This is a genomic window from Streptomyces sp. NPDC004752, from assembly GCF_053601275.1.
On sequence record NZ_JBSGBN010000142.1, the window covers coordinates 1 to 26365 of the forward strand.

Below are 26365 nucleotides of genomic sequence, written 5' to 3' on the forward strand. Positions count from 1 at the left end.
GGCCGCTGCCCGCGGGCGGCCCCGGGGCCGTCGCCGCGCGGATCGCCGAGGCCGTGGGGGACGTACTGCCCGACGAGGGCGACCCCGACGCCCTGCGCACCCTCGTGCGGGCCCTCGCCGAGGGCTCGGCCGACCCCGCCGACCCGCTGTGCGCGGCCCATCTGCACTGCCCGCCGCTCGCCGTCGCGACCGCCGCCGACCTCGCGGTGAGTGCCCTCAACCCCTCTTTGGACTCCTGGGACCAGGCCCCCGCCGCCTCCGCGCTGGAAGCGGTCGTCACCCGTGAACTCGCCCATGAGATCGGCCTGGCGGACGCCCTCGTCACCACCGGCGGCACCGAGTCCAATCAGCTCGCGCTGCTGCTCGCCCGCGAGGCACAGGGCGGCGGCGTCCGGCTCGTGTGCGGGGCCAACGCCCACCACTCGCTGACCCGCGCCGCCTGGCTGCTGGGCCTGCCCGAACCCGTGGTCGTACCCGCGCCGGGCGGCATCCTCGATCCGGCCGTGCTCGACGACGCCCTCACCCGGCTCCCGCGCCCCCTGCTGGTCGCCGCCACCGCCGGCACCACCGACGCCGGCCTCATCGACCCGCTCCCCGAGATCGCCGGACTGTGCTCCGCCCACGGCGCCCGGCTGCACATCGACGCCGCCCACGGCGGGCCGCTCGTCTTCAGCGACCGGCACCGCGAGAAGCTCGCCGGTCTCGAAGCGGCCCACACCGTCACCCTCGACCTGCACAAACTCGGCTGGCAGCCCATCGCCGCGGGCCTGATCGCCGTGGCCCGCCCCCGCGACCTCGCCGTGCTCCGGCACCGCGCCGACTACCTCAACGCCGACGACGACACCGAGGCCGGGCTCCCCGACCTGCTCGGCCGCTCCCTGCGCACCACCCGCCGCCCCGACGTCCTCAAGATCGCCGTCACCCTCAAGACCCTCGGCCGCCGCGGGCTCGGCGCCCTGGTCGACCAGGTGTGCGCGCGGGCCCGGGAGTTGGCCGCCCTCGTCCGGGACGACCCCGGCTTCGAGCTGTACGCCCGGCCCGTCATCAGCACGGTCCTGTTCCGGCCCGCCGGGGCCGACGACGACGCTGTCGCCGGCGTACGGCGCGGCCTGCTGGAGGAGGGCCGGGCCGTGCTCGGCCGCGCCCGACTCGACGGCCGCCTCTGGCTGAAGGCCACCCTCCTCAACCCCCACACCCGCCCGGACGAACTGGCCCACCTCCTGAAACTCGTGGAAGGAACCACCCCCAGATGACCAGCCCTCCACACCACGAGACCGATGCCCCCCGCGATCTCGTCGGCATCGGCATCGGCCCGTTCAACCTCTCCCTCGCCGCCCTCGCCCACCCGCTCGCCGAACTCGACACCGTCTTCTACGAACAGCGCCCCGGCTTCGACTGGCACCCCGGACTGCTCATCGAGGGCGCCACCGTCCAGGTGCCCTTCCTCGCCGACCTGGTGACCCTCGCCGACCCGACCAGCCACTGGAGCTTCCTCAACTATCTGAGGAGCCGGCACCGGCTCTTCCCCTTCTACTTCGCCGAGCGTTTCCACAGCCGACGCGCCGAGTACGACGCCTACTGCCGCTGGGTCGCCGAGAACCTTCCCGGACTGTGCTTCTCCCACCAGGTCGACGCCGTCCGCTGGAACCCCGAACGCGATGTCTTCGAGGTCGACTACACCCGGCTCGACACCGAGGGCGAGGCCGAGTCCCTCGGCCGCACCCACACCAGGAACATCGTCCTCGGCGTCGGCACCGCCCCCTATGTCCCCGATCCGCTGAAGCCGCTGGTGGAGACACCCGGCGTTCCCGTCGTACACGCCGCCGACTACCTGGAGCACCGCGAAGCGTTCCTCGCCGCCGGGCATGTCACCGTCGTCGGTTCGGGCCAGTCCGGCGCCGAGGTCTTCCTGGACCTGCTGCGCCACCGTCCGCCCGGCCGCGAGCGGCTCCACTGGCTGGGCCGCACGGCCGCCTTCGCGCCCATGGAGTACTCCAAGCTGGGCCTGGAACACTTCACACCCGACTACAGCCGTTACTTCCACAGCCTGCCCGAACCGGTCCGCGACCGGCTCGTCGCCGCCCAGTGGCAGCTCCACAAGGGAATCGACGCCGAGACCATCGCCGCCATCCACGACGAGCTGTACCGCCGCACCGTGCACGGCGGCTGGCCCGACGCCGTGCTCACTCCCGGGGTCCGGGTGCGCACGGCGGGCCGCGTCGCCACCACCAAGGTCGAACTCCATCTGGAACACATCCAGCAGGACACCCGCTCCCGGCTCACCACCGACGCGGTCGTCCTCGCCACCGGCTACCGGGAACGCCCACTGGACCGCATCCTCGCCGGACTCGACCCCTATGTGCGCCGCGACAGCGTCGGCCGGCCCCGGGTGGACGAGGCGTTCCGGCTCGTGCTCGACCCGTCCGTCACGGGGACGGCGTATGTGCAGAACGCGGAACGGCACACCCACGGCGTCGGCGCCCCCGACCTGGGCCTGGCCGCCTGGCGCAGCGCCACCATCCTCAACGCCCTGACGGACAAGGAGACATACCCGCTGCCCGACCGGACGGCCTTCACCAGCTTCGGACTCGAACCGCTCCGGCCGGTTCCCCCCGCCCGGCAGACGAGGGTACTCACCCCGCTCGTCGGCGACCGGAACTGACGAAACGGCCCCGGGCCGAGGCCCGGGGCCGAGTGGGAGACCCTAGAACACCGGCGTGCCGGCGCGGGTCAGCTTCCAGTCCACCGACGCGAAGTCCTTGGGATCCAGGACACCCTTCGCGGTCACCCACTCCGCGATCCGGGTCCGGATCTCCGTCGACTCCGACCACAGCTCCTGGGCCGAGGCCACGTGCGGGAACGCGCCGCCGCCGTTGGCCCGGTAGTTGTTCACCGCGAGCACGAACTTCTGTGTGTCGTCCAGCGCGGCCCCGTTGAAGGTGAGGTTCTTGATCCGCGAACCGGCCGGCTGGGCGATGTCGATGTCGTACCGGAGCCCCGACACATAGTCGTAGTTGTAGTCGGGACGGCCGCCCGCGTTGGTGAGCTTCTGCACATCGACCACCGCGTCGGGGGCCGTCTGGACGTAGTACTCCGCCGAGTACTCCAGGTACGCCCGCACCTGGGCGCCGGTCAGCAGCTTCGCGACCAGCGTGTTGTCGTACACATACAGGCCCGACAGATCCCGGATCGTCACCTTGCCGGCCGGGATCTGCGCAGTGCGGGAGAACGGCGACGCCTGCGAGATCACCGGCAGCGAGGCGTACTCGGTGCCCGCCAGTGCGGCCCTGACCACGTCCTCCTGCACCTTGTTGATGAGGTCGATGATCGGCGCGTCCGTGTAGCGGGCGTCGACCGTGGTCAGCGTCTCGGTGGCGGTACCGACCACCTGGTTGACGTATTCGACGACCTTCGCGTGCTCCTCGGACAGCAGCTTGGTGATCTTCGGGTCGTCGGCGACGGTGTTGGAGTTGCGCAGCGAGGCGGAGACCGACTCCACCGTCCAGCGACCCCGCGCGAACACCAGCTCGATGTCGAACAGGGTGAGCCGCTCGGCGAAGTACAGCGGCTCGGACAGTACGACCGTCCTGCCGGTCTTCTCGTTGGTGACCTTCAGCTCCGGGATCTCCACGTGGGAGTGCCCGACCAGGATCGCGTCGATGCCCGGCACCTGCCGGGCGACGTTGGCCGCCGCGTTCTCCACGTACGGCACCTGGTCGCCGTACGACGACGTACCGGAGGTGCCGGAGTGCGCCGAGACGACCACGACGTCCGCGCCCATGGAGCGCAGCTTCGGCACCCACTTCGCGGCCTGCTCCTCCAGGCCCGGGAACTTCAGTTTGCCCTGCACCAGCGCCTTGTCCCAGATGGCGATGCCCGGGTTGGTCAGGCCGAGCACGGCGACGGTGACCGGCGGGGCGCCGTGCACGCGGAACTTCTTGATGAAGTAGGGCGGGAAGGCGGGCTTGAGGGTCTTCGCGTCGACGGCGTTGGCGCCGAGCAGCGGGAAGTGCAGCTGCTCCTCGAACGTGCGCAGCGTCTCGATGCCGTAGTTGAACTCGTGGTTGCCGAGGGCCGCCGCGTCATAGCCGATCGCGTTCATCGCCAAGGCCATCGGATGCACCGGGCCGCCCTCGGCGGTGATCGGGTCGACCTTCGCGTAGTAGTACGTCAGCGGGGTGCCCTGGATGGTGTCGCCGGCGTCCAGGAGCAGCGTGTTCTCGCGGCCCTTCTCCCCCCGCACCTGGTTGATCAGGGTGGAGACGCGGGCCAGGCCCATCGCGTTGCCGGCGGCGTCGGAGTACTCCGCGTCCTTGAAGTAGTCCCAGTTGAAGACGTGCCCGTGCAGATCGGTGGTGCCCATGACGGTCAGGGAGTGGCGCTTTTGCCGCTTGCCGGGCCAGCTGTGCCCGGGCGACGTCGATGCCTGCGCCGGGGCCGCCGCGGCACCCGCGACCGCCACTCCCGCTCCGGTTGCTGCGGACTTCTGAAGGAACTTCCGGCGGTTCAGCGGCATCTTGCGGTCTCCTCGGGAATGGTCCAACGACGCGCGTAGATTGTGGCCCGGCCCGGTCGACGGCAACAGATCCGGCAGGTTTCGATCTGGTGACCTCATCGGTGAACTCCCCGATCCCGCCTGGGGAAAGGCGTGACAGAGTGGGGCGTATGACCACTCCCTCGCCCGAGCCGCCCCGCGTCGCCGTCCGCGGCGAGGCGCATCTGGAAGTCGACCCGGAGATCGCCCGCATCGGCATCACCGTCACCGCCCGCGGACGGGACCGGCGTTCGGCCCTGGACGACCTCACCCGCCGCAACGCCGCCGTCCTCGACCTCGTCAAGTCCTACGGCGAGGCGGTGGAGCGACTGGAGACGGGCTTCCTGTCCATCACCCCGGAGCTGTCCGCGCACGGCCGGGGCGAGCGTGTGCGCACCTACCACGGCAGCGTGCACCTCACCGCCGAGCTGTCCGACTTCCCGGCGCTCGGCGAACTCACCGCACGCCTCGCCGACTTGGAGCTGACCCGGGTCGACGGCCCCCGGTGGGCGCTGCGCCCCGGCTCACCGGTGCACCGGCAGGCCCGCCAGGAGGCGGTGCGCGAGGCGGTCCGGCGGGCCCGCGAGTACGCGGAGGCGCTCGGCACCTCACTGGCCGCGCTGGTCGAACTCGCCGACATCGGCGCGGAGAACGCCGAGCCCCACGGCCACCCCGGTGCGCGCGCCCGCTCCCTGGCCTTCGCCGCGGGGGCGGAGAACACGGCACCCCCGCTCGACCTCGAACCCCAGCGGCAGCATGTGTACGCACAGGTCAACGCCCGATTTACGATGGCACCCCCGCGGCTGTGAGCCCATTGCGGAACCACGGCAGCACCCGCCGGATTTCGACCGGGCCATGTCGATCGTGTGCGCATTCCGGAAGAGTGGAGCGAATCTTCCCGGGAATGCGACGGCCGGTAACCGTCGGCTGATTCTCTACGGCCGTCCGTGACCGGCCCGCCGGGCCATTCCGGTCGCTCTGTATGCTCATCAGAGCGCCCGGCCGCACAATTCAACAGTTGTCAATAACCCTTTACGTAAAGGTTGTTGAGTAGTCATGTCCGGCCAATTCTCTACCCGCCGGTAAGCCCTAGGCTCGATGCATGCGCCGAGCAAAGATCGTCTGTACATTGGGGCCCGCCACCGACTCGTACGACCAGGTCAAGGCCCTGGTCGAGGCCGGGATGGACGTCGCCCGATTCAACCTCAGCCACGGCGGTCCCGCCGAGCACGAGGAGCGTTACCGGCACGTGCGAAAGGCGGCCGACGAGACCGGCCGCAGCGTCGGCCTCCTCGCCGACCTTCAAGGTCCGAAGATCCGCCTCGGCCGCTTCCTCGAAGGTCCGGTACTCCTTGAACGCGGCGACACCTTCACCATCACGGTGGAGCCGGACACCGAAGGCGACCGCAACCAGTGCGGAACCACCTACTCCGGCCTGGCCGCCGACGTCACGCCCGGTGAGCGCATCCTCGTCGACGACGGCAAGGTCTGCCTGGAGGTCACCTCCGTGGACGGCCCCCGGGTGCACACCACGGTGGTCGAGGGCGGCATGGTCTCCGACCACAAGGGCCTCAACCTGCCGGGCGTCGCCGTCTCCGTGCCCGCGCTCTCCGAGAAGGACGAGGCCGACCTCCGCTGGGCCCTGCGTACCGGCTTCGACGTCATCGCGCTCTCCTTCGTCCGCAGCGGCAAGGACATCGAGGGCGTCCACCGCATCATGGACGAGGAGGGCCGCCGCCTCCCGGTGATCGCGAAGGTCGAGAAGCCGCAGGCCGTGGACGCCATCGACGAGATCGTGGCCGCCTTCGACGGCATCATGGTGGCGCGCGGCGACCTGGGCGTCGAAATGCCCCTGGAGCAGGTTCCGATCGTCCAGAAGCGCGCCGTCAAGCTCGCCAAGCGCAACGCCAAACCGGTCATCGTGGCCACCCAGATGCTGGACTCGATGATCGAGAACTCGCGCCCCACCCGGGCCGAGGCGAGCGATGTCGCGAACGCCGTCATCGACGGCACGGACGCGGTGATGCTGTCCGGCGAGACCAGCGTCGGCAAGTACCCGGTCGAGACGGTCCGCACCATGGCCCGTATCGTCGAGGCGGCCGAGGAGGACATCCTGGCCAAGGGCCTCCCGCCGCTGACCGAGCGGAACAAGCCCCGCACCCAGGGCGGTGCGGTGGCCCGCGCGGCGGCGGAGATGGGCGACTTCCTCGGCGCGAAGTTCCTGGTCGCCTTCACCCAGTCCGGAGACACCGCCCGCCGGCTGTCCCGCTACCGCTCCCCGATCCCGCTGCTGGCCTTCACCCCGGAGCCGGCGACCCGCTCCCAGCTCAGCCTCACCTGGGGTGCGGAAACCTTCCTGGGCCCGCACGCCGGTTCCACCGACGCCATGGTCGAGCAGGTCGACGAGCTGCTCCTGAAGTACGGCCGCTGCCAGAAGGGCGACATCGTCGTCATCACGGCGGGCTCCCCGCCCGGTGTCTCGGGCACGACGAACATGGTGCGCGTCCACCACATCGGCGAGGACGACAGCCCCCGATAACGGCAGTCCCCGGATAACGGCAGCCCCGCGATAACGGCGGCCTCTGATAAAGGGCAGCCCTCGATGGCGGTGGCGATGGCGACGGCGGGTGGGCCGCCGTAAGGGCCCGGTTACACGAAAGGGCCCCTCCGAAAGGAGGGGCCCGGAAGAATTCACTGATCTTGGATTCCAAGGAAAAGTGCCCCGGGTCGGACTCGAACCGACACTGTACGGGTTTTGAATCCGTTGCCTGCTGCCAATTGGGCTACCGGGGCTCGAAGAATCAAAGGTTTTCCCCGACCCTCCGCGCGTCCACCATACCGTAGCTAGGTAGGCTCTTGTCAGCAGTACCCCTGCCCTGAGCGAGGAGCCCCCGTGACCGCCGAGTCGCCCCAGCCCGTAGACGTGCCCGACGACGACAGGTCGCACGTGCCGCCGCTGACGACCCGCGTCGTCATCGCCGAGGACGAGGCGCTGATCCGGCTCGACCTGAAGGAGATGCTGGAGGAGGAGGGGTACACCGTCGTCGGTGAGGCCGGTGACGGGGAGCAGGCCGTGGAACTCGCCCGCGAACACCGGCCCGACCTTGTGATCCTCGACGTGAAGATGCCCAAGCTGGACGGCATCTCCGCGGCCGAGAGGATCGCCGAGGAGTCCATCGCCCCGGTCCTCATGCTCACAGCCTTCTCCCAGCGCGATCTCGTCGAGCGCGCCCGCGACGCCGGTGCCATGGCATACCTGGTGAAGCCGTTCAGCAAGAGCGACGTGGTACCGGCCATCGAGATGGCCGTCTCCCGCTTCAACGAGCTGCGGCAACTGGAGAAGGAGGTCGCCGACCTCACACAGCGGCTGGAGACCCGCAAGCTGGTCGACCGCGCGAAGTCCATCCTCCAGACCGAGTACGGGCTGACCGAACCGGCCGCCTTCCGATGGATCCAGAAGACCTCCATGGACCGCCGGATGTCCATGCAGCAGGTAGCCGAGGCCGTCATCGCGGACAGCGCCGAGAAGAAGTCCGGCAAGCCGGACCGGGACTGACCGCCACCCACCACGACGAGACCCGCGCCCTCGTGTTCCGGGGCGCGAACCTCGCCATCCCCCCTTCGTACCGCGCCTGAGCGGATCTGAGGCCGGGTGTGCCTTGGGCACGGACGCGCGGTGCGGCAGCGCCCCTGAAGGGGCGCGGGGAACTGCGCGACCGGCCACGACGCTCCCGCACCCGGCCGACGCCGGATCTGCAACCGGCCGACGCCGCACATCGGCCAAACCCGCGGAGCGAACCCGCGGAGCGTTCAGTGCTCGCACGGGTGTGCCTTGGGCACGGACGCGCGGTGCGGCAGCGCCCCTGAAGGGGCGCGGGGAACTGCGCGACCGGCCCCGACGCTCCCGCACCCGGCCGACGCCGGATCTGCAACCGGCCGACGCCGCACATCGGCCAAACCCGCGGAGCGAACCCGCGGAGCGCTTAGTCCTCGCCCAGGTACGCCTTGCGTACCGACTCGTCGTGCAGCAGTTCCTGCCCGGTGCCCGACAGGACGATGGTGCCGACCTCCATGACATGGCCGTGATCGGCGAGGGAGAGCGCCGCCTGGGCGTTCTGTTCGACCAGCAGAATCGTCGTGCCCTGGGCCTTCAAATCAGCGATGGTGGCCATGATCTTCTGCATCATGATCGGCGACAGACCCATCGAGGGCTCGTCGAGCATCAGCAGCTTCGGCTGGGACATCAGCGCCCGGCCCATCGCCAGCATCTGCTGCTCACCGCCGGACAAGGTGCCCGCGGCCTGCTTGCTGCGCTCCCCGAGGACGGGGAACAGGTCGTAGGCGCGCTGGATGTCCTTCTCGATGCCCGGCCTGTCGCTGCGCAGGAAGGCGCCCAGACGGAGATTGTCCTCGATGGTCATCCGCGGGAAGATGTGCCGCCCCTCGGGGGAGTGGGCGAGCCCCAGCGCGACCACCTGGTGCGCGGGCACCTTCTTCAGCGATCTGCCGTTGAACCGGATCTGCCCGCCGACCGGCCTGAGCAGCCCCGAAAGCGTACGCAGCGTGGTGGTCTTGCCGGCCCCGTTGGTGCCGATGAGGGTGACCACCTCGCCGGCCTCGACCGTGAAGGAGATGCCCTTGACGGCCTCGATCTTGCCGTAGGCGACCCGGAGGTCTTCCACTTCGAGCAGAGCGGTCATCGGTCGTTCTCCTTGCCGGGCGCGGCGTCCCGCGGAGTGTCGGCGTGCGCCTCGGCGGCCTCGACCTCGGCGACCTCCTCGGCACCGGGCGCGTTCTCGAACGGCTCGCCCAGGTAGGCGGCGACGACCCGCTCGTCACCCTGCACCGTCGCACTGTCGCCCTCGATGAGCTTCTCGCCCTGCACGAGGACGGCGACGCGGTCGCAGAGGTTGAAGATGAAGCGCATGTCGTGCTCGATGACGAGGACGGCGATGCCCTGGTCGCGGATGGCGAAGACCAGTTCCTCGGTGGCCCGGGTCTCCTGCGGGTTCATGCCCGCGGTCGGCTCGTCGAGGAGCAGCAGCCCCGGCTCGCTCGCCAGCGCCCGGGCGATCTCCAGCTTGCGCTGCTCGCCGTAGGGCAGGTTGCGGGCCAGATGCTCGGCCTTCTGGTCCAGGCCGACGAACCGCAGCAGCTCCATGGCGCGTTCGCGGGAGGCCGCCTCGGCCCGGTGGAAGCCGGGGCCGCGCAGCAGGGCCGACCAGAGGCCCTCCTTGGTACGGGTGTGGCGGCCGACGAGGACGTTCTCCAGCACCGTCATGTTGGCGAACAGCCGGATGTTCTGGAAGGTGCGGGCGATACCGGCCGCCGTGACCTTGAACGACTTCGGCGGCAGCACGGCGCCCCGGTAGCGGACCTCGCCCTCGGTCGGGACGTACAGGCCCGTCAGACAGTTGAAGAAGGTCGTCTTGCCGGCGCCGTTCGGGCCGATCAGGCCCACGATCTCGGCGCTGCCCACGGAGAGGTCGACCTTGCGCACGGCCGTCAGGCCACCGAAGCGCATGGTGACGCCGCGGGCGTCGAGCACGACCTCGCCGGGTGCGGAGGCCCCGGGCGCGGCGTCCCGGGGGGTGGTGTCGGTAGTCATCGTGGTTCAGGCCCCTGCCTTGGTGAGGACGGCGGGCGCTTCGGCCTCTTCGTGGAATTCGAGCCGGCGGCGCCGGTTGGGAATCAGGCCCTCCGGACGGAAGCGCATCAGCAGGACGAGCGCGACACCGAAGGCGAAGAGCTGGTACTCGCCGAGGAACTGGAGCTTGTTGGGGATCAGATACAGCAGGGCCGCGCCGATGAGCGGCCCGCTGATGGTGCCCATGCCGCCGAGGACCACCGCGGCCAGCAGGAAGGCCGAGTTGGGCGGGATGGCACCGGCGAAGAGGTACTGGTCCGGGGTGACCGTGTAGGTGACGTGGGCCTGGACCGTACCGGCCAGGCCGGCCAGCGAGGCGCCGACGGCGAACGCGATGAGCTTGACACGGAAGCCGTTGATGCCCATGGCGAGGGCCGCGGTCTCGTCCTCGCGGATGGCCACCCAGGCACGGCCGATGCGGGAGTCGCCGCTGCGCCGGAAGACCAGCACGACGACCGCGGTGATGATCAGCATCAGGAAGAAGTAGTTGGCGAACCGGCCGATGGTGAAGCCGCCGATGTCGTGCTGGGCACCGAGGTCGAATCCGAGGATCTTGAGGTTCGGGATCGAGGCGATGCCGTTGGATCCGTTGGTGAGGTCGGGGCCGGAGGTGCCGTCGAGGTTCTGGGCGGCGATCCGGAAGATCTCACCGAAGCCGAGGGTGACGATGGCGAGGTAGTCGCCGCGCAGCCGCAGGGTCGGGGCGCCGATGAGCACACCGAAGACGAGGGAGGCGGCGGCGCCCACCAGGACGGCGGCCCAGAACGGGAAGTGCACGTCGAACGGCGAGCCGGGCGAGCCGGAGACCAGGGCCGCCGCGTAGGCGCCGACGCCGAGGAAGGCCACATAGCCGAGGTCGAGCAGGCCCGCGAGGCCGACGACGATGTTCAGACCGAGGGCGACGGTCGCGAAGATGAGGATGTACACGCCCACCGTGGCGTACTGGTCGTCGGTCTGTGTGAAGGGGAACAGGGCCGCCGCGACGAAGGCGCCGGCGAGGGTGACGTTCTGGTGCCGGGAGGTGACCTGGGACGCCTGGGCGACCAGCCCCGCCGTGTTGAGCGCGGCGAAGCCGAACCCCGCCGTGATCAGGAAGCCGATGAACAGCTCGTCGTACGAGGTGCCGATGCCGTAGGTGAAGACGACCAGACCGAGGGCGAGGATCACGACGATGACCAGGATCTCGGCGTACGACGGCAGCGTGCCCACGGGGCGGGGAGTGCCACCGGCGTAGGAGGCCCTGAGCGTCTGCCACCCGTGGGCGAGGCGGTGCCGGGCGCGCGCCCAGCCGGATTCGTCCGGGTCGAGCGGGTCGGGCTCCGGCCGCTCGAACGGCAGTGCGTGCGCACCGAGTAGGGCGATCAGGGAGGCCGCGGCGGCGAGATAGCCGCCGGGCTCCAGGTTGACGACGCCGCCGAGTTTGACGCTGATCGCGATGACCGTGTACCAGGCGGTGGCGAAGACGGCGAGCGAGGCGAACCGGAGAGCGCCGTCGCAGCCCGCGGGCGTCAGCCGGTTCAGGCCCTTCACCCCGTCCTTCACCCGGTACGAGCAGAGGCCGAACAGCGCGGTCAGCGCCCCGGCTATCAGCACCAGGACCTGGAGGCCGCCGGGGTAGCCGTAGACGGTGAGGTCGCCGGGGAACTCGGATGTCCAGGTCCAGGCGAGGAACGTCGAGACGACGCTGAGGGCGCCGCCGCCGGTGGCGAGGGCGCGTGCGACGGGCGCCGGGATGCCGAGGGCACCGCTTGTGCGGCCGGAGACGGGGGCGTTGGGGGTTTTGGCTGCGGTGGTCCGTGTGGTCATCGGTGTCACGCCCTGTCCGCGACGCGCTCGCCGAGCAGGCCCTGCGGCCTGAACAGCAGTACGAGGATGAGGAGTACAAAGGCCCAGACGTCGGCCCAGGACTGGCTGCCGAACTTGTCCATGCCCGGGATGTCGGCGATGTACGCGGTGGCCAAGGTTTCTGCGACGCCGAGGACGACGCCGCCGATCATGGCGCCGTAGATGTTGCCGATGCCGCCGAGGACGGCCGCCGTGAACGCTTTCAGGCCGAGGATGAAGCCCATCTTGAAGTCGATCTGGCCGTACTTCAGGCCGTGGGCGACACCGCCGACGGCCGCGAAGGCGGCACCGAGGGCGAAGGCGATCACGATGATGCGGTCGGTGTTGACGCCCATGAGCTTCGCGGTGTCCGGATCCTGGGCGGTGGCCTGCATGCCGCGTCCGGTGCGGGTCTTCATGACGAAGTAGGCGAGGACGGCCATGCTGACGGGCGCCGCGACGATCAGGAAGATGTCGCCCGTCTGGATCGTGACGTTGCCGAGGTGGAACGGGCCGCCGTCGATCTGCGGGAAGGTGCGCGCGGACTTGGCCTCGGGGTACCAGGCCCAGACAGCCTGCTGGAGGGCCAGGGACAGGCCGATGGCGGTGATGAGCGGAGCGAGGCGGGGAGCGCCGCGCAGCGGGCGGTAGGCGAGCCGCTCCGCTCCCACCGCGACGGTGACGGAGACCAGGATGGCGCCGATGAGCATGAGCGGCAGGGCCACCCACATGGTGGTGCCGTCGGGCAGCACCCACAGATGGACCGAGAGGGCCCCGAAGGCGCCGGTCATGAAGATCTCGCCGTGGGCGAAGTTGATGAGCTGGACGATGCCGTAGACCATGGTGTACCCGATGGCGACCAGCCCGTACATGGATCCCAGTAGCAGGCCGTTGACCAGCTGCTGCGGCAGTTCGTTCACCGCATGTCCTCCGAGACGTTCGAATGTTTCGACGGATGACGGATGGAGCCGCATGCGAGTCCGCGCGGGGCGCCTGTGGAAGTGCGCCCCGCGCGGCTCGTGTGATGCGCGCGGATCAGCCGGTGTAGGTACCGGACTTGACCGGTACCCAGGCGCCGTTCTTGACGGCGTACACGGTGAGCTGCTTGTTGGTCGCGTCACCGTACTCGTCGAAGGAGACCGTGCCGGTCACCCCCTCGAAGGTGACGTTCTGCATGGCCTCGGTGATCTTCGCGCGGGCGTCGGACGGCAGCTTGCCGCCGTTGTCCTCGACGACCTTCTTCACGGCCTCGATGATCGCCCAGCCGGAGTCGTAGGAGTAACCGCCGTACGCCTCGTATGCCTCCTTGTAGCCCGCGGCCTTGTAGTTGGCGACGAACTCCTTGGCGGACGCCAGCTCTTCGACCGGGGCGCCGACCGAGGTGGCGAGGTCGCCGGTGGCGCTGGCACCGGCCAGCTTGATGAAGTCGGCGCTGTAGACGCCGTCACCGCCGATCAACGGGACCTTGCCGCCGGCGGCCTTGATCTGCTTGCTCAGCGGGCCGGCCTGTGGGTACTCGCCGCCGTAGTAGACGACGTCGGCACCCGAGTTCTTGACCTTGGTGGCGACCGCGGAGAAGTCCTTGTTGTCCGGGTTGATGTGCTCGCTGCCGACCACGGTGCCGCCGAGCTTCTTGAACTCCTCGGTGAAGGTGCCGGCGAGGCCCGCGCCGTAGGTCTTCTTGTCGTCGATGACGAAGACCTTCTTCTTCTTGGCATCGTTGAACAGGTAGCGCGCGGCGAACGGGCCCTGGATGGCGTCCGTGGTCGCGGTGCGGAAGTACGACTTGTACGGACGCGCCTTCGACGTTCGCCAGTTGGTGCCCTGCGACAGGGCCGGGTTGGTGTTGGCCGGCGAGACCTCGACCAGCTTGGCGTCGTCGAAGACCTTCTGCATCGACTCGCCCACCGACGAGTTCAGCGGGCCGACGACACCGAGCACGCTCTTGTCGGCGACGAGCTTGGTGGCGTTCTGCTGGCCGGAGGAGGACTGCCCCTGGTCGTCGAGGGCCTCCGACTTGAAGGTGATGCCCTTCACGTAGTTCTGCTTGTTCGCGGTCTTGGCCGCGAGGTCCACCGAGTTCTTGATGCCGAGGCCCAGCGCGGACAACTCGCCGGTCAGTGGCGCGTCGACGCCGATGACAACGGTGGTGCCACCGCTGCCGGAGTCCGAGTCCTTGTCGCCGCTGTCGCGCGAACCGCAGGCGGTGAGGGTAAGTGCTCCCGCCGCCAGCGCGGCGGTGATGGCGATGAACGAACGTTGACGCACGATCCATCCTTTCCCCTGGCACGACCGCACCCCGGTGGAAACGGTCGAGTCGCGCGCTGGGCCGAAAACACAATCGACGGCGCGGTGACTGGCCGTGACTCTAGGCCCGGCGTGCGGAATGGGGAGAGAGTCTGGTCAAGGCTGTGACGCTCTTGTTATGACACGAGTAATGCAGAGTAATGCAGAGCGGTACACCCTGGGGGGAACGCGCGAATTCCGGTCGATTCGCCCCGTCCGCATGGTGAGAACCCGCAGGCCCTGCCGTGATCTGTTCAGGTGTCTCAGGTGTTTTGGTGATTACTGGCGTCTGTTGTCGCAGGCAACTCGAAGGGCTTCTGAGGGCTGCTGTGCGTAGCGTGACCCAGGATGAAACTGTGGGCTTGCATTGCATGCGTATTACGCAGAGTTACTTCCAGGAAAGGGAGATCGGCGGCCTTCGGTACTTTTCCGTATTCCGTCACGTGCAGGGTTGTCGTGATCTTGCGGGGAGAGCCCGCTTTTGCCCGGAAAGGCGCCCGCACCGTCACGACCAGCGAATTTCCGGCGCACGGCCGGGTCACCGGGGCACCGTGACCGGCGGTCCTGGGGCGCCGCCGAGCAGCACCGAGAAGCCAAAACCGCGGGGCGGTACGCCCGGCGGGGCGGGCGCTCCGGCCAGGTAGGAATGGCCGATCACCCGGGCGGGATACGGCGGTTCGGGCGGTGGCGGGGCGTGCGGCCGCGTGCAGCGCCCCAAAGGGGCGCGGGGAACTGCGTGACCGGCCACGACGCCGCCGCAGCCGAACGACGGCGCTTCACGGCCCTCCCCGCGGAGCGTATCCGCGTGCCCTCACCGGGCTCGACCGGACCGACACCGCTCGCTGCCACGGCCCTTGGCCCGGGGTGTCGGTATCGCTCCACGCGGACCGAGCGCGCCTCACAGCCGATCAACTCACCGGCCCTGGCGCCCCGTTGGCAGGGCGCGAGCGACGGGGATCAGCGGCTCGGCGCGGGCCGCTGTCAGCCCTGGGCGGGACGGGCCCGGGCCTCGTCGTCCGTGGTGGCGTCACGCAGCAGACAGGTCAGCCGGGCGCTGCACACCCGCCGCCCCGCCTCGTCACTGATCACGATCTCGTACGTCGCCGTGCTCCGCCCCCGGTGCACCGGCGTCGCCACCCCGGTGACCAGGCCCGACCGCACACCCCGGTGGTGCGTGCAGTTGAGGTCGACGCCCACGGCGATCTTCGAACTGCCCCCGTGCAGCATCGAGCCCACCGAGCCCAGGGTCTCCGCCAGCACGGCGGACGCACCGCCGTGCAGCAGCCCGTACGGCTGGGTGTTCCCCTCCACCGGCATCGTCCCCACGACCCGCTCCGCCGACGCCTCGACGATCTGCACGCCCATCCGCGTCCCGAGGTGGCCCGCGGAGAACAGAGCCGACAGGTCCACCCCGAGCGCGCCGTACTCGTCGACGATCTCCCGCGGGAACTTCACGTGCCGCTGTTCGCCCATCGACCAGGCTCCGTTCGTCGTGATCAACTCGCTGGAACTCGCTGGAACTTGCTGGAACTCGACTGAGCTGGGGGTGCCCCCGGACGGAGTCCGGGGGAACTCAGTCGGTCGCCGATTGTTCCAGACGCACCACGACGGACTTGCTGGCCGGGGTGTTGCTGGTATCCGCGGTGGCGTCCAGCGGCACGAGCACATTCGTCTCGGGGTAGTACGCCGCCGCACAGCCCCGCGCGGTCGGGTAGTGCACGACCCGGAACCCCGGTGCCCGGCGCTCCACGCCGTCCCGCCACTCGCCGATCAGATCGACGTACGAGCCGTCGGCGAGCCGCAGTTCCCGCGCGTCCTCCGGATTCACCAGCACCACCCGGCGCCCGTTCCTGATGCCCCGGTAGCGGTCGTCGAGGCCGTAGACGGTGGTGTTGTACTGGTCGTGAGAGCGGATCGTCTGCAGCAGCAGACGGCCCTCCGGCAGCTTCGGGTACTCGATCGGCGCCGCCGTGAAGTTCGCCTTCCCCGTGGCCGTCGGGAAGCGGCGTTCGTCGCGCGGGGCGTGCGGCAGCGCGAAACCGCCGGGCCGGGCCACGCGCGCGTTGAAGTCCTCGAAGCCGGGGATCACGCGCGCGATACGGTCCCGGATCGTCGCGTAGTCCCGCTCGAACTCCTCCCAGGGGACCACGCTGTCCGCGCCGAGCACCCGGCGCGCGAGCCGGCACACGATCGCCGGCTCGGACAACAGCCGCGGGCTCGCCGGTTCCAGCCGGCCCCGGGAGCCGTGCACCATGCCCATGGAGTCCTCGACGGTCACGAACTGCTCGCCGGACCCCTGCAGATCACGCTCGGTACGGCCCAGGGTGGGCAGGATCAGCGCACGCGCGCCCGTGACCACATGCGAGCGGTTGAGCTTCGTCGACACGTGCACGGTCAGCCGCGCGCGCCGCATGGCCGCCTCGGTCACCCGGGTGTCGGGGGAGGCGGAGACGAAGTTGCCGCCCATCGCGAAGAAGACCTTCGCGGCACCGTCGCGCAGGGCGCGGATGGCGCGTACGACGTCGTAGCCGTGCTCGCGCGGCGGGGCGAAACCGAACTCCTTCTCCAGGGCGTCCAGGAAGGCCGGGGCGGGCCGCTCGAAGATGCCCATCGTCCGGTCGCCTTGCACGTTCGAGTGGCCGCGCACCGGGCACACGCCGGCGCCCGGACGCCCGATGTTGCCGCGCAGCAGCAGGAAGTTGACCACCTCGCGGATGGTCGGCACGGAGTGCTTGTGCTGGGTGAGGCCCATGGCCCAGCAGACGATCGTGCGCTCGGAGGCGAGCACCATCGCCAGCGCCCGGTCGATCTCCGCGCGCGTGAGGCCCGTCGCCGTCAGCGTCTCGTCCCAGTCGGCGGCGCGGGCGGCCGCGGCGAACTCCTCGTAGCCATGGGTGTGCTCACGGACGAAGTCCTCGTCGACGGCGCCGTCGGTCTCAAGGATCAGCTTGTTGAGGAGGCGGAAGAGGGCCTGGTCGCCGCCGATGCGGATCTGCAGGAACAGATCGGTCAGCGCGGCGCCCTTGAGCATGCCCTGCGCGGTCTGCGGGTTCTTGAACCGCTCCAGGCCCGCCTCGGGCAGCGGGTTGACACTGATGATCCTCGCGCCGTCGGCCTTGGCCTTCTCCAGGGCGGAGAGCATCCGCGGGTGGTTCGTCCCCGGGTTCTGGCCGGCGACGATGATCAGGTCGGCCTTGTGGAGGTCCTCCAACAGGACGCTGCCCTTGCCGATGCCGATGGTCTCGGAGAGGGCCGAGCCGGACGACTCGTGGCACATGTTCGAGCAGTCGGGCAGGTTGTTCGTGCCCAGCTCGCGCGCGAAGAGCTGGAAGAGGAACGCGGCCTCGTTGCTGGTGCGGCCCGATGTGTAGAAGACGGCCTCGTCGGGGGAGGAGAGCGCCGCGATCTCGTCGGCGACGATGCCGAAGGCGCGCTCCCAGGTGACCGGCTCGTAGTGCTCGCCGCCCTCCGGGAGATACATGGGGTGGGTGAGCCGCCCCTGCTGTCCCAGCCAGTAGCCGCTGCGGGCGGCCAGGTCGGCGACCGGGTGCGCGGCGAAGAACTCCGGGGTGACCCGGCGCAGGGTGGCCTCCTCGGCCACCGCCTTCGCGCCGTTCTCGCAGAACTCCGCCGTGTGCCGGTGGTCCGGCTCCGGCCAGGCGCAGCCCGGGCAGTCGAAGCCGTCCTTCTGATTGACGCGCAGCAGGGTCAGCGCGGTGCGCTTCACCCCCATCTGCCGCTGGGCGACGCGCAGCGTGTGACCGATGGCCGGCAGCCCCGCCGCCGCGTGCTGGACCTCGCCGACCTGCGGCGCGTCCTGGACCGGATCACCCTTCGGTGGCTTCGTCGCCATCACGCGCTCCCCTCGACGACTGCATCTGTGCGCTCGCATTCGATACTCCCACGCGGCAGTGACAACACTCCCACGCGGCGGTGACAACGATCGAGGCCGGGCAAGGACGGGGACCGTGGCCACCGCCCGCCCCGGCGACGTGCCGCGGTTCCTCGCCACCACCGCTACTCGCCACCGCTACCCGCCACCGCTACCCGCCCTCGCCCGACCGCGGCCCGGAGCGCGGGGCCGGGGCCGACTGTCGGTGCGGCGTGGCAGGATCGGGTGCGTGGCAGAGACAGCATCGAAGAAGACCGACACGACCCCTGGCGGCGGCCGTCCCCGGCTCATGCTCATGGACGGGCACTCGCTGGCCTACCGCGCGTTCTTCGCGCTGCCCGCGGAGAATTTCACGACCGCGACGGGCCAGCCGACAAACGCGATCTACGGCTTCGCGTCGATGCTGGCCAACACACTGCGTGACGAGGCGCCCACGCACTTTGCGGTGGCCTTCGACGTCTCCCGCAAGACCTGGCGTTCGCAGGAGTTCGCGGAGTACAAGGCGAACCGCTCCAAGACCCCGGACGAGTTCAAGGGCCAGGTCGAGCTGATCGGCGAACTGCTCGACGCGATGCACGCCCCGCGCTTCGCCGTCGAGGGGTACGAGGCGGACGACATCATCGCCACGCTCGCGACCCGCGCCGAGGCCGAGGGTTTCGAGGTGCTGATCGTCACCGGCGACCGCGACTCCTTCCAACTGGTCACCGAGCACACGACCGTGCTGTACCCGACCAAGGGTGTGTCGGAGCTGACCCGCTTCACCCCGGAGAAGGTTGTCGAGAAGTACGGGTTGACGCCCGCCCAGTACCCCGACTTCGCCGCGCTGCGCGGCGACCCGTCCGACAACCTCCCGGGCATCCCCGGTGTCGGTGAGAAGACGGCCGCCAAGTGGATCAACCAGTTCGGTTCCTTCGCGGAGCTGGTCGAGCGCGCCGACGAGGTCAAGGGCAAGGCCGGGCAGAACCTCCGCGACCACCTGGAGTCGGTCAAGCTCAACCGCCGGCTCACCGAACTCACCCGCCAGGTGGAGTTGCCGAGGACGGTCGCCGAGCTGGAGCGCGTTCCGTACGACCACAAGGGCGTCGCGATGGTCCTGGACACCCTGGAGATCCGCAACCCGTCCCTGCGCGAGCGGCTGTTCGCCGTCGACCCGGGCGCCGTGCCGGCCGAGACCACCGTGGCCGTGGTCGACGGTGTGGAACTGGACGGCACCGTGCTCGGTACCGGCGAGCTGGGCCCCTGGCTCGCCGAGCACGGCACTCGGCCCCTGGGCGTCGCCACCGTCGACACCTGGGCCCTCGGTACCGGCTCGGTCGCCGAGGTGGCGCTCGCCGCGGCCGACGGGGCCGCCGCCTGGTTCGACCCGTCCGAACTGGACGAGACCGACGAGAACGCGTTCTCGGCCTGGCTGGCGGACACCGGCCGGCCCAAGGTCCTGCACAGCGCCAAGAGCACCATGCGGGTCTTCGCCGAGCACGGCTGGAGCATCGACGGCATCGGCATGGACACGGCGCTCGCGGCCTACCTGGTCAAGCCGGGCCGCCGCTCCTTCGACCTGGACGCGCTGTCCCTGGAGTACCTGGGCCGCGAACTGGCGCCCGCCGCCGCGGCCGACGGCCAGCTCGCCTTCGGCGCGGACGACGGCGCCGAGGCGGAGGCGCTCATGATCCAGGCCCGCGCGATCCTCGACCTGGGCGAGGCGTTCGAGGGCCGGCTGGGGGAGGTCGGCGCGGCGGACCTCCTGCGGGACGTCGAGCTGCCGACCTCGGCGCTGCTCGCCCGCATGGAGCGGCACGGCATCGCGGCGGACCGGGATCATCTGGAAGCCATGGAGCAGATGTTCGCGGGCGCCGTGCAGCAGGCGGTGAAGGAGGCCCACGCGGCGGCCGGGCACGAGTTCAACCTGGGCTCGCCCAAGCAACTCCAGGAGGTCCTCTTCGGCGAGCTGGCGCTGCCCAAAACGAAGAAGACCAAGACCGGCTACACCACCGACGCCGACGCCCTGGCCTGGCTCGCCACCCAGACGGAGAACGAGCTGCCGGTCATCATGCTCCGCCACCGCGAGCAGGCGAAGCTGCGCGTCACGGTCGAGGGCCTGATCAAGACGGTCGCGGCCGACGGCCGCATCCACACCACGTTCAACCAGACCGTCGCGGCCACCGGCCGGCTCTCCTCCACCGACCCGAACCTGCAGAACATTCCGGTCCGCACGGACGAGGGCCGCGCGATCCGCCGTGGCTTCGTCGTCGGCGACGGCTTCGAGTCCCTGATGACCGCCGACTACAGCCAGATCGAGCTGCGGGTGATGGCCCACCTGTCCGAGGACGAGGGCCTGATCGAGGCGTTCACCTCGGGCGAGGATCTGCACACCACGGTCGCCTCACAGGTGTTCTCGGTCGAGCGCTCCGCGGTGGACGCGGAGATGCGCCGCAAGATCAAGGCGATGTCGTACGGCTTGGCGTACGGGCTGTCCGCCTTCGGCCTCTCCCAGCAGCTGAACATCGAGGCGGCCGAGGCCCGTGCCCTGATGGACACATACTTCGAGCGGTTCGGCGGCGTGCGGGACTATCTGCGCCGCGTGGTGGACGAGGCGCGGGCGACCGGCTACACGGAGACGCTGCTCGGGCGCCGCCGCTATCTGCCGGACCTCAACAGCGACAACCGCCAGCGGCGCGAGATGGCCGAGCGCATGGCACTGAACGCGCCGATCCAGGGCACGGCGGCCGACATCGTCAAGATCGCCATGCTCAATGTCGACCGGGCGCTGCGCGCGGCGGACCTCATGTCCCGCATGCTCCTCCAGGTCCACGACGAAATCGTCCTGGAGATCGCCCCCGGCGAACGCGAGGCCACGGAGGAGATCGTCCGCCGCGAGATGGCCGCCGCCGTTCGACTGAGGGCCCCCCTGGACGTCTCGATCGGCGCGGGCCCCGACTGGGAATCAGCAGCCCACTGACCAACCAGAGAGGGCGCCCCACAGGGACGCCCTCTCCCAACCGAGGTTCCACCGCCTCCCATGTTCCCGCCGCACGGGTGAGCACCACGGCGGTGTATCCCAGCCGTGCCGCCCCCACCGAACCCACCCACCACCAGCCAACCCGCATACCCTCCCGTCACCGCCTCTCTCTGCCCCCTTGCTTCGCCGCCCCCCCAATTTCCGCCGCAACGGCGAGCAACCACGACGGTGCATTCCGGCGGTGCCAACTCCACCGAACCCACCCCCACCAGCCAACCCGCACACCCCCCGCCATCCCCTCACACACACCTGCACCCGCCACCGCCCCCTCTGACGGCGTCTGCCCCACACCCAACCACCACCCCCACACCCCACATCCCGCCCCTCTCCCTGCCCCCACGTTCCACCGCCCCCCCATGTTTCCGCCGCAACGGCGAGCAACCACGACGGTGCATTCCGGCGGTGCCAACTCCACCGAACCCAACTCCACCGAACCCACCCCCACCAGCCAACCCGCACACCCCCCACCAGCCAACCCGCACAACCCCCGGCCAAGCCCCGCAGGGCCCCCGCAGGGCACCGTCACTCACGTGGCCCCCGCCAGAACGCCCCCGCCACGCCCGCCCGTAAGGATGCGGGCATGGGTATACGCATGCTCCACCGCCGGACGGCGCAGGCGTGGATCACGGCCAGGGCAGACACAGCCGCGGCCCCGTCCATGCCGCCCCCGCAGGTCCAGGCCCTCGCGGCCGACGCAAGCACCGCCCGCATCCCCACCGCCCCGTCGATCACGGTGCGCAAGGCCGTGACCGGCCTCGGGCGGCGACTCGGCGGGCACACGTGCCGCCCCGATCCGACCCCACGCTGGCGCCATTGGACCGAGCTGGCCCGCAGCTACCTCGCGCTGCTCCTCACCCTGCTCCCACGCTCGCGCCCACCCCGCACCATCACCGTGTTCGTGGCCACCGTCACCGAGCGACCGGCCGGCTCCGCTCCGCCTCGTCCCCTCCGGGACCGACAGGAGCCGGGGCCGGACGCCACGCCCTGACCCCCAGGGCGTACACCACGAGCCCCGGCACGAGCCCCGCGCCCGCCCCGAAGCACACCGTCGGCACCAGCTCCCAGGGCCGCGCCGTGGCGCCCCAGTGCGCCCACCAGCGGACCGCACGCTCGACCGCTCCGACCGCCGCGCAGCAACCGATCACGGCACCGGCCCGCCACCGGTCCGGTACGGACAGGACCGGCACCCCCACCGGTTCGCGCGCTGGCGCCCGCCGCACCGCACGCACCACGAACGCGGCGATCACGAGCGCGGCGAGCGCCGAGCTGCCGTACTGCAGGTACCAGTACAGCGGCGCGCCCGCCAGGTCCCGGCCCAGTACCGGGAGCAGCCGCGTGCCCCAGCGGCCGTGGTGCGTGAACGCGTCCCACCCCACGTGGGTCAGCGCCCCGAGGACGGCGGAGACGTACCACCACGCCACCGTGGCGGGCTGCACACGCGCGCGTGGCGCCCCGCACCGCAGCAGCGTCGCGGGCCGTGCCCGGCGGGCCCGCGGCAACAGCGCCACCAGCGGCTCGCGCACCAGCAGCCACAGCCCCACCAGCGCCCAGGCGATCAGCACGTCGACGCCGAGGACACCGCCCAGCGAGTGGGTGACCCTCCCGAACTCCATCGCGCCCGGCAGGACGCTCGCCGCGTAGAAGGTCATGTCGGGGGCGAAGGATCCCGCGACGAGCACCGCGGGCACCAACCGGCCCCGCCCGGTCCCGTCCGTGCGCACCGCGGGCAGGACGGCGGCGGCGTGGCTGAGAGTGAACGGCAACGAGGCCCCCTGAAACGGTCGTCGGCAGCCGTGCCGACCCGGTGATCGCGTCCGTCAAGTATGAGGGGCCTCCGGCGCCGCAACGCCATATGGCCAACCGGTGAAGACAGGGCTGCAACGGGTGCCCGCGTAAAGCAAGTTGTCGTAGGGTCGCCTGGGTCGCCACCCGGTGACGTACGGCCGAACGGATCACCGTGCGTAATCGAACGGCTCAACGGGGCAACCACTGCTCCCGGCCAACCGTCACAACAGAGCGAGCAGGCAGTCGAAGACGGGCGCTCGGGCGTCCACGGGAGGGTCACTCTATGGCGGCGCATTTCGGCAGCAGGCTGCGCAAGGGGGCGGCGACGACCGCCGCGGCCGCGGCGGCGGTAGCGGCCCTCTCGGCGTCCCAGGCTCCGGGCGTGACAACCGACCCCGACCAGCGGGCCGCCACGGGCACCAGTGCCTCCGCGCCGGAGGAAGGTGTCGAGCGGAACGCCACCGGCAACTCGCCGTACTACACGGACCTGCCGCCCCTCAACAGCCCCAGCCCCAGCCCGTCGTCGACCGCGGGCACCCCGGTCACCCAGGGCGATGCCGAGGCGGGCATACCGGCCACCGTGCTGGACGCCTACAAGAAGGCCGCGGCGGAACTGCGCTCCGCCAAGCCGGGCTGCAACCTGCCCTGGCAACTCCTCGCCGCCATCGGCAAGGTCGAGTCCGGCCAGGCCCGCGGCGGCCGGGTCGACGCGAACGGCGACACCCTGAGCCCGATCCTCGGCCCGCAGCTCGACGGCAACGGCTTCGCGCTCATCAAGGACACCGACAACGGTCAGTACGACGGCAACAGCCAGTACGACCAGGCCGTCGGCCCCATGCAGTTCATCCCGTCCACCTGGGCCTGGGCGGGCCGCGACGGCAACGGTGACGGCAAGAAGGACCCCAACAACATCTACGACGCCGCGCTCGCGTCCGGCCACTACCTGTGCCGCTACGGCTGGGACCTGTCGGTGCAGGCCGACCTCGACAAGGCGATCCTCAGCTACAACAACTCGCAGGACTACCTCAACACCGTCCTGTCGTGGCTGGAGTACTACCGCAAGGGCAGCCACTCGATCCCGGACGGCTCCGGTCGGCTGCCCACCAGCCGCAGCGACGAACCGCACCGCTCCAGCCCCTCGCCGTCGCCCGAGAAGCCCAGCAGGCCGACGCCGTCCGAGCCGGGCAGGCCGAGCGGCACCCCGAAGCCCCCTGCCGACCCGTCCCCGCCGAGCACGCCGTCCCCGCCGGCCACGCCCACCGACACGGTGGACCACCTGGCCGACGCGGGTACTGCCAAGCTCTCCGCGATGGCCGGCGACACCTTCGCCAAGAAGATCAGCACGCGCGCCGAGACCAAGGCCGGCAAGTCCGTCGGCAAGGTCCGCATCCGGTTCACGCTGATCGGGAACACCGACGCCACCTTCGCCGGTGGCGAGAGCGTCGCCACGGTCGCCACCGACAGCAGCGGCGTGGCCGTCGCCCCGGCGCTGAAGGCGGGTCAGAAGACCGGCGACTTCACGGTCCGGGCCGCCGTGGTGGGCCGCCCGGCGGTCAAGACCCTCGACTACGCGGCGACGGTCACCGAGCGCGCCGCCGACGCCCTCGCCCGCACCGGCGAGGCGCCGCTGACCTGCACGGCGGGCGGCGAGTTCACCGACCAGGTCACCGTGAAGGCCACGTACCAGGGCGCGGTCGCGGACGGTGTCGCGGCCACCGCGACCCTGGTCAAGTCGGCGGACGACACCACCGTCAACGACAAGGGCCCGTACTTCAAGAACGCCGACGGCACCGCGGCGCGCACCCTGACCGGCCTGGTGACCGACGCGAACGGCCAGATCACGCTGCCCAAGCTGTACGCGGACGACGCCACGGGCACGTTCCTGCTCCGTATCGTCACCACCGGCGGCGCGACGCTGACCGTCGAGCTGACGGTGACCGCGGCCGAGGCCCCGCCCTCCCCGTCGCCGAGCGCCTCCGCGACGTCGTAACGGCCGACGGCACCAGGCTCCCCGCGAGGGCGCCCTCCGCATCCGCGGACGGGCGCCCTCGTCCGTGTGCGATGTGTTCTCACCTGGCCCTCCCGTTGCCACCGTGCCGGACCTGACGATCCATCAGTTCGCGACTGTGTCCGACTGTGTCCGACTGCGCTCGACTGTCCCGATCGTCCGGGGAGGCTTCGCATGCGCGCCCTGATCGCCGCCGCGACCGTCTCACCGTCGCGCTCGCCCTGGTCCTCGCCATCACTGCCAAGAGGCCGAACCGGAGCCGGTTGGCGCCTGAACCGGTCGGTTCCCCGGCCCGTCAGCGTCTGAGCCGGGCGTTGGTGTGCCGGGTCGGCTCGGCCGTGGCCGGGTCCTCGGGCCACGGATGCCTCGGGTACCGCCCGCGCAGCTCCGCGCGCACACCCCGGTAGCCGTCCTGCCAGAAGGAGGCCAGATCGGCGGTGACCGCGGCGGGTCGCCCGGCGGGGGAGAGCAGGTGCACGAGCAGCGGCACTCCCGCCACGGCAGGCGACTCGTGCAGCCCGAACATCTCCTGCAGCTTCACCGCGAGGACGGGCTGTTCGGGATTGCCGTAGTCGATCCGGATCCGGGACCCGCTCGGCACGGCGATCCGTTCCGGGGCCAGCTCGTCGAGGCGCGCGGCCGTCCCGTCCGCCCACGGCAGCAGCCGCGCGAGCGCCTGCCCGGCGTCGATCCGCGCGAGGTCGGCCCGGCGCCGGGCCCGCCCCAGCTCCGGCTCCAGCCACTCGTCCACGCGCGCGTACAGCGCATCGTCCGACACCTCGGGCCAGGGCTCACCGAGGTGCAGCCGCAGAAAGGCCAGCCGCCGCCGCAGCGCGCCCGCCTCCGCGGACCACCGCAGCAGCCCGAACCCCTCCTGCCGCAGCCCGTCCAGCAGCGCCCCGCGCACCAGGGCGGGCGCGGCGTCCGACAGGGGCCGCACCGCCAGCTCGACCGCCCCCAGCCGCTCGACCCTGCGCGCCACGACATCGCCGTCTCCCCAGCGCACCTCGTCCCGCCCGTCGAGCAGCGCCCCACCCGCGAGCCGGGCCAGGTCCTCGTCCACGACGGCCCCGAGCCGCACACGCGCGTGACCCCTGCCCACGGGACGGTCGGCGGCCGCGACGGCGAGCCACTCGCAACCGCGCAGCGCCGAGCCCTCCGCGGCCTCGGCCCGGGTCCCCGACGCCATCAGCCACGACCCGCCGGCCCACCTGCCCACCCGCTCGGGAAACGCGAGAGCCGCGACGACCCCCGCGGCCCGGTCCGCCCCGGAACCCGTCGGTCCACCCGTCCCGGCCACCGGCGACGCCACCGACGCGGCGGCTTCGCCGACCCTGTCGGCCCCCGTCCCCGTCGAGGCCGGGCGGCCGGAC

The 26365-nt window shown here is 70.8% G+C and carries 18 protein-coding genes and 1 tRNA gene; 8 read left to right on the top strand and 11 right to left on the bottom strand.

Going from position 1 to position 26365, the window contains the following annotated elements:
- Together ACWEKM_RS38595 and ACWEKM_RS38600 are read left to right on the top strand one after the other, a co-directional pair.
- Nucleotides 1–1253 (top strand): pyridoxal phosphate-dependent decarboxylase family protein (locus ACWEKM_RS38595; RefSeq protein WP_451625956.1); only part of this gene is annotated, 1253 nt, incomplete at its 5' end.
- Nucleotides 1250–2662, top strand: coding sequence for a lysine N(6)-hydroxylase/L-ornithine N(5)-oxygenase family protein (locus ACWEKM_RS38600; protein ID WP_451625957.1), 1413 nt, complete (start codon nucleotides 1250–1252; stop codon nucleotides 2660–2662). The genes ACWEKM_RS38595 and ACWEKM_RS38600, both read left to right, overlap by 4 nt.
- A 42-nt stretch (nucleotides 2663–2704) precedes the next feature.
- Here ACWEKM_RS38600 and ACWEKM_RS38605 read toward each other — a convergent pair whose 3' ends face one another.
- A complete protein-coding gene (locus tag ACWEKM_RS38605; RefSeq protein ID WP_451625958.1) occupies nucleotides 2705–4516 on the bottom strand; it encodes a bifunctional metallophosphatase/5'-nucleotidase in 1812 nt (603 codons plus the stop codon).
- Between the two features lie 149 nt (nucleotides 4517–4665).
- Here ACWEKM_RS38605 and ACWEKM_RS38610 point away from each other — a divergent pair, with 149 nt between their 5' ends.
- Nucleotides 4666–5343: an SIMPL domain-containing protein gene (locus tag ACWEKM_RS38610; protein WP_451625959.1), complete on the top strand. Its 678-nt coding sequence runs from the start codon at nucleotides 4666–4668 to the stop codon at nucleotides 5341–5343.
- Nucleotides 5344–5636: 293 nt separating this feature from the next.
- Complete coding sequence (gene pyk, locus ACWEKM_RS38615; RefSeq protein ID WP_451625960.1) at nucleotides 5637–7073, top strand: pyruvate kinase; 1437 nt, start codon at nucleotides 5637–5639, stop codon at nucleotides 7071–7073.
- Between the two features lie 179 nt (nucleotides 7074–7252).
- Here the strand turns inward: pyk and ACWEKM_RS38620 are convergent.
- Nucleotides 7253–7327, bottom strand: a tRNA-Leu gene (locus tag ACWEKM_RS38620).
- A 100-nt stretch (nucleotides 7328–7427) separates the two neighbouring features.
- Between ACWEKM_RS38620 and ACWEKM_RS38625 the strand changes: the two genes are divergently transcribed.
- Nucleotides 7428–8090: an ANTAR domain-containing response regulator gene (locus ACWEKM_RS38625; RefSeq protein ID WP_451625961.1), complete on the top strand. Its 663-nt coding sequence runs from the start codon at nucleotides 7428–7430 to the stop codon at nucleotides 8088–8090.
- Between the two features lie 427 nt (nucleotides 8091–8517).
- On the opposite strand, the gene ACWEKM_RS38630 is transcribed toward ACWEKM_RS38625, so the two are convergent.
- From ACWEKM_RS38630 to ACWEKM_RS38660, 7 genes are all read right to left on the bottom strand, one after another.
- A complete protein-coding gene (locus tag ACWEKM_RS38630) occupies nucleotides 8518–9234 on the bottom strand; it encodes an ABC transporter ATP-binding protein (RefSeq protein WP_451625962.1) in 717 nt (238 codons plus the stop codon).
- Nucleotides 9231–10142, bottom strand: coding sequence for an ABC transporter ATP-binding protein (locus tag ACWEKM_RS38635; RefSeq protein ID WP_451625963.1), 912 nt, complete (start codon nucleotides 10140–10142; stop codon nucleotides 9231–9233). The genes ACWEKM_RS38630 and ACWEKM_RS38635 overlap by 4 nt, the downstream gene beginning before the upstream one ends.
- 6 nt (nucleotides 10143–10148) lie before the next feature.
- Entirely contained in the window at nucleotides 10149–11987 is a 1839-nt protein-coding gene (locus ACWEKM_RS38640; protein WP_451625964.1) for a branched-chain amino acid ABC transporter permease, read from the bottom strand.
- A 5-nt stretch (nucleotides 11988–11992) separates the two neighbouring features.
- Nucleotides 11993–12925, bottom strand: a complete 933-nt coding sequence (locus tag ACWEKM_RS38645; RefSeq protein ID WP_451625965.1) for a branched-chain amino acid ABC transporter permease — start codon at nucleotides 12923–12925, stop codon at nucleotides 11993–11995.
- 115 nt (nucleotides 12926–13040) lie between these two features.
- Nucleotides 13041–14273 carry a branched-chain amino acid ABC transporter substrate-binding protein gene (locus ACWEKM_RS38650; protein WP_451625966.1) on the bottom strand — a complete coding sequence of 411 codons (1233 nt, stop codon included), beginning with the start codon at nucleotides 14271–14273 and terminating at the stop codon, nucleotides 13041–13043.
- Between the two features lie 999 nt (nucleotides 14274–15272).
- Nucleotides 15273–15764 (bottom strand): hotdog fold thioesterase, encoded by a 492-nt coding sequence (locus ACWEKM_RS38655; RefSeq protein WP_451625967.1) that lies wholly within the window; start codon nucleotides 15762–15764, stop codon nucleotides 15273–15275.
- A 100-nt stretch (nucleotides 15765–15864) separates the two neighbouring features.
- The gene (locus ACWEKM_RS38660; protein ID WP_451625968.1) at nucleotides 15865–18144 is read right to left on the bottom strand and encodes an FdhF/YdeP family oxidoreductase; all 2280 of its coding nucleotides are present in this window, start codon (nucleotides 18142–18144) and stop codon (nucleotides 15865–15867) included.
- A gap of 268 nt (nucleotides 18145–18412) precedes the next feature.
- Between ACWEKM_RS38660 and polA the strand changes: the two genes are divergently transcribed.
- Together polA and ACWEKM_RS38670 are read left to right on the top strand one after the other, a co-directional pair.
- Nucleotides 18413–21139: a DNA polymerase I gene (gene polA / locus ACWEKM_RS38665; RefSeq protein WP_451625969.1), complete on the top strand. Its 2727-nt coding sequence runs from the start codon at nucleotides 18413–18415 to the stop codon at nucleotides 21137–21139.
- 640 nt (nucleotides 21140–21779) lie between these two features.
- Nucleotides 21780–22187: a hypothetical protein gene (locus tag ACWEKM_RS38670; RefSeq protein WP_451625970.1), complete on the top strand. Its 408-nt coding sequence runs from the start codon at nucleotides 21780–21782 to the stop codon at nucleotides 22185–22187.
- Here ACWEKM_RS38670 and ACWEKM_RS38675 read toward each other — a convergent pair.
- Complete coding sequence (locus tag ACWEKM_RS38675; RefSeq protein WP_451625971.1) at nucleotides 22108–22962, bottom strand: DUF4184 family protein; 855 nt, start codon at nucleotides 22960–22962, stop codon at nucleotides 22108–22110. The two genes, ACWEKM_RS38670 and ACWEKM_RS38675, sit on opposite strands and share 80 nt — an antisense overlap.
- A gap of 305 nt (nucleotides 22963–23267) precedes the next feature.
- On the opposite strand from ACWEKM_RS38675, the gene ACWEKM_RS38680 reads away from it, so the two are divergent.
- Nucleotides 23268–24974 carry a lytic transglycosylase domain-containing protein gene (locus ACWEKM_RS38680; RefSeq protein WP_451625972.1) on the top strand — a complete coding sequence of 569 codons (1707 nt, stop codon included), beginning with the start codon at nucleotides 23268–23270 and terminating at the stop codon, nucleotides 24972–24974.
- Nucleotides 24975–25287: 313 nt separating this feature from the next.
- On the opposite strand, the gene ACWEKM_RS38685 is transcribed toward ACWEKM_RS38680, so the two are convergent.
- A partial coding sequence (locus ACWEKM_RS38685; protein ID WP_451625973.1) for an ATP-dependent helicase C-terminal domain-containing protein occupies nucleotides 25288–26365 on the bottom strand: 1078 nt, incomplete at its 5' end.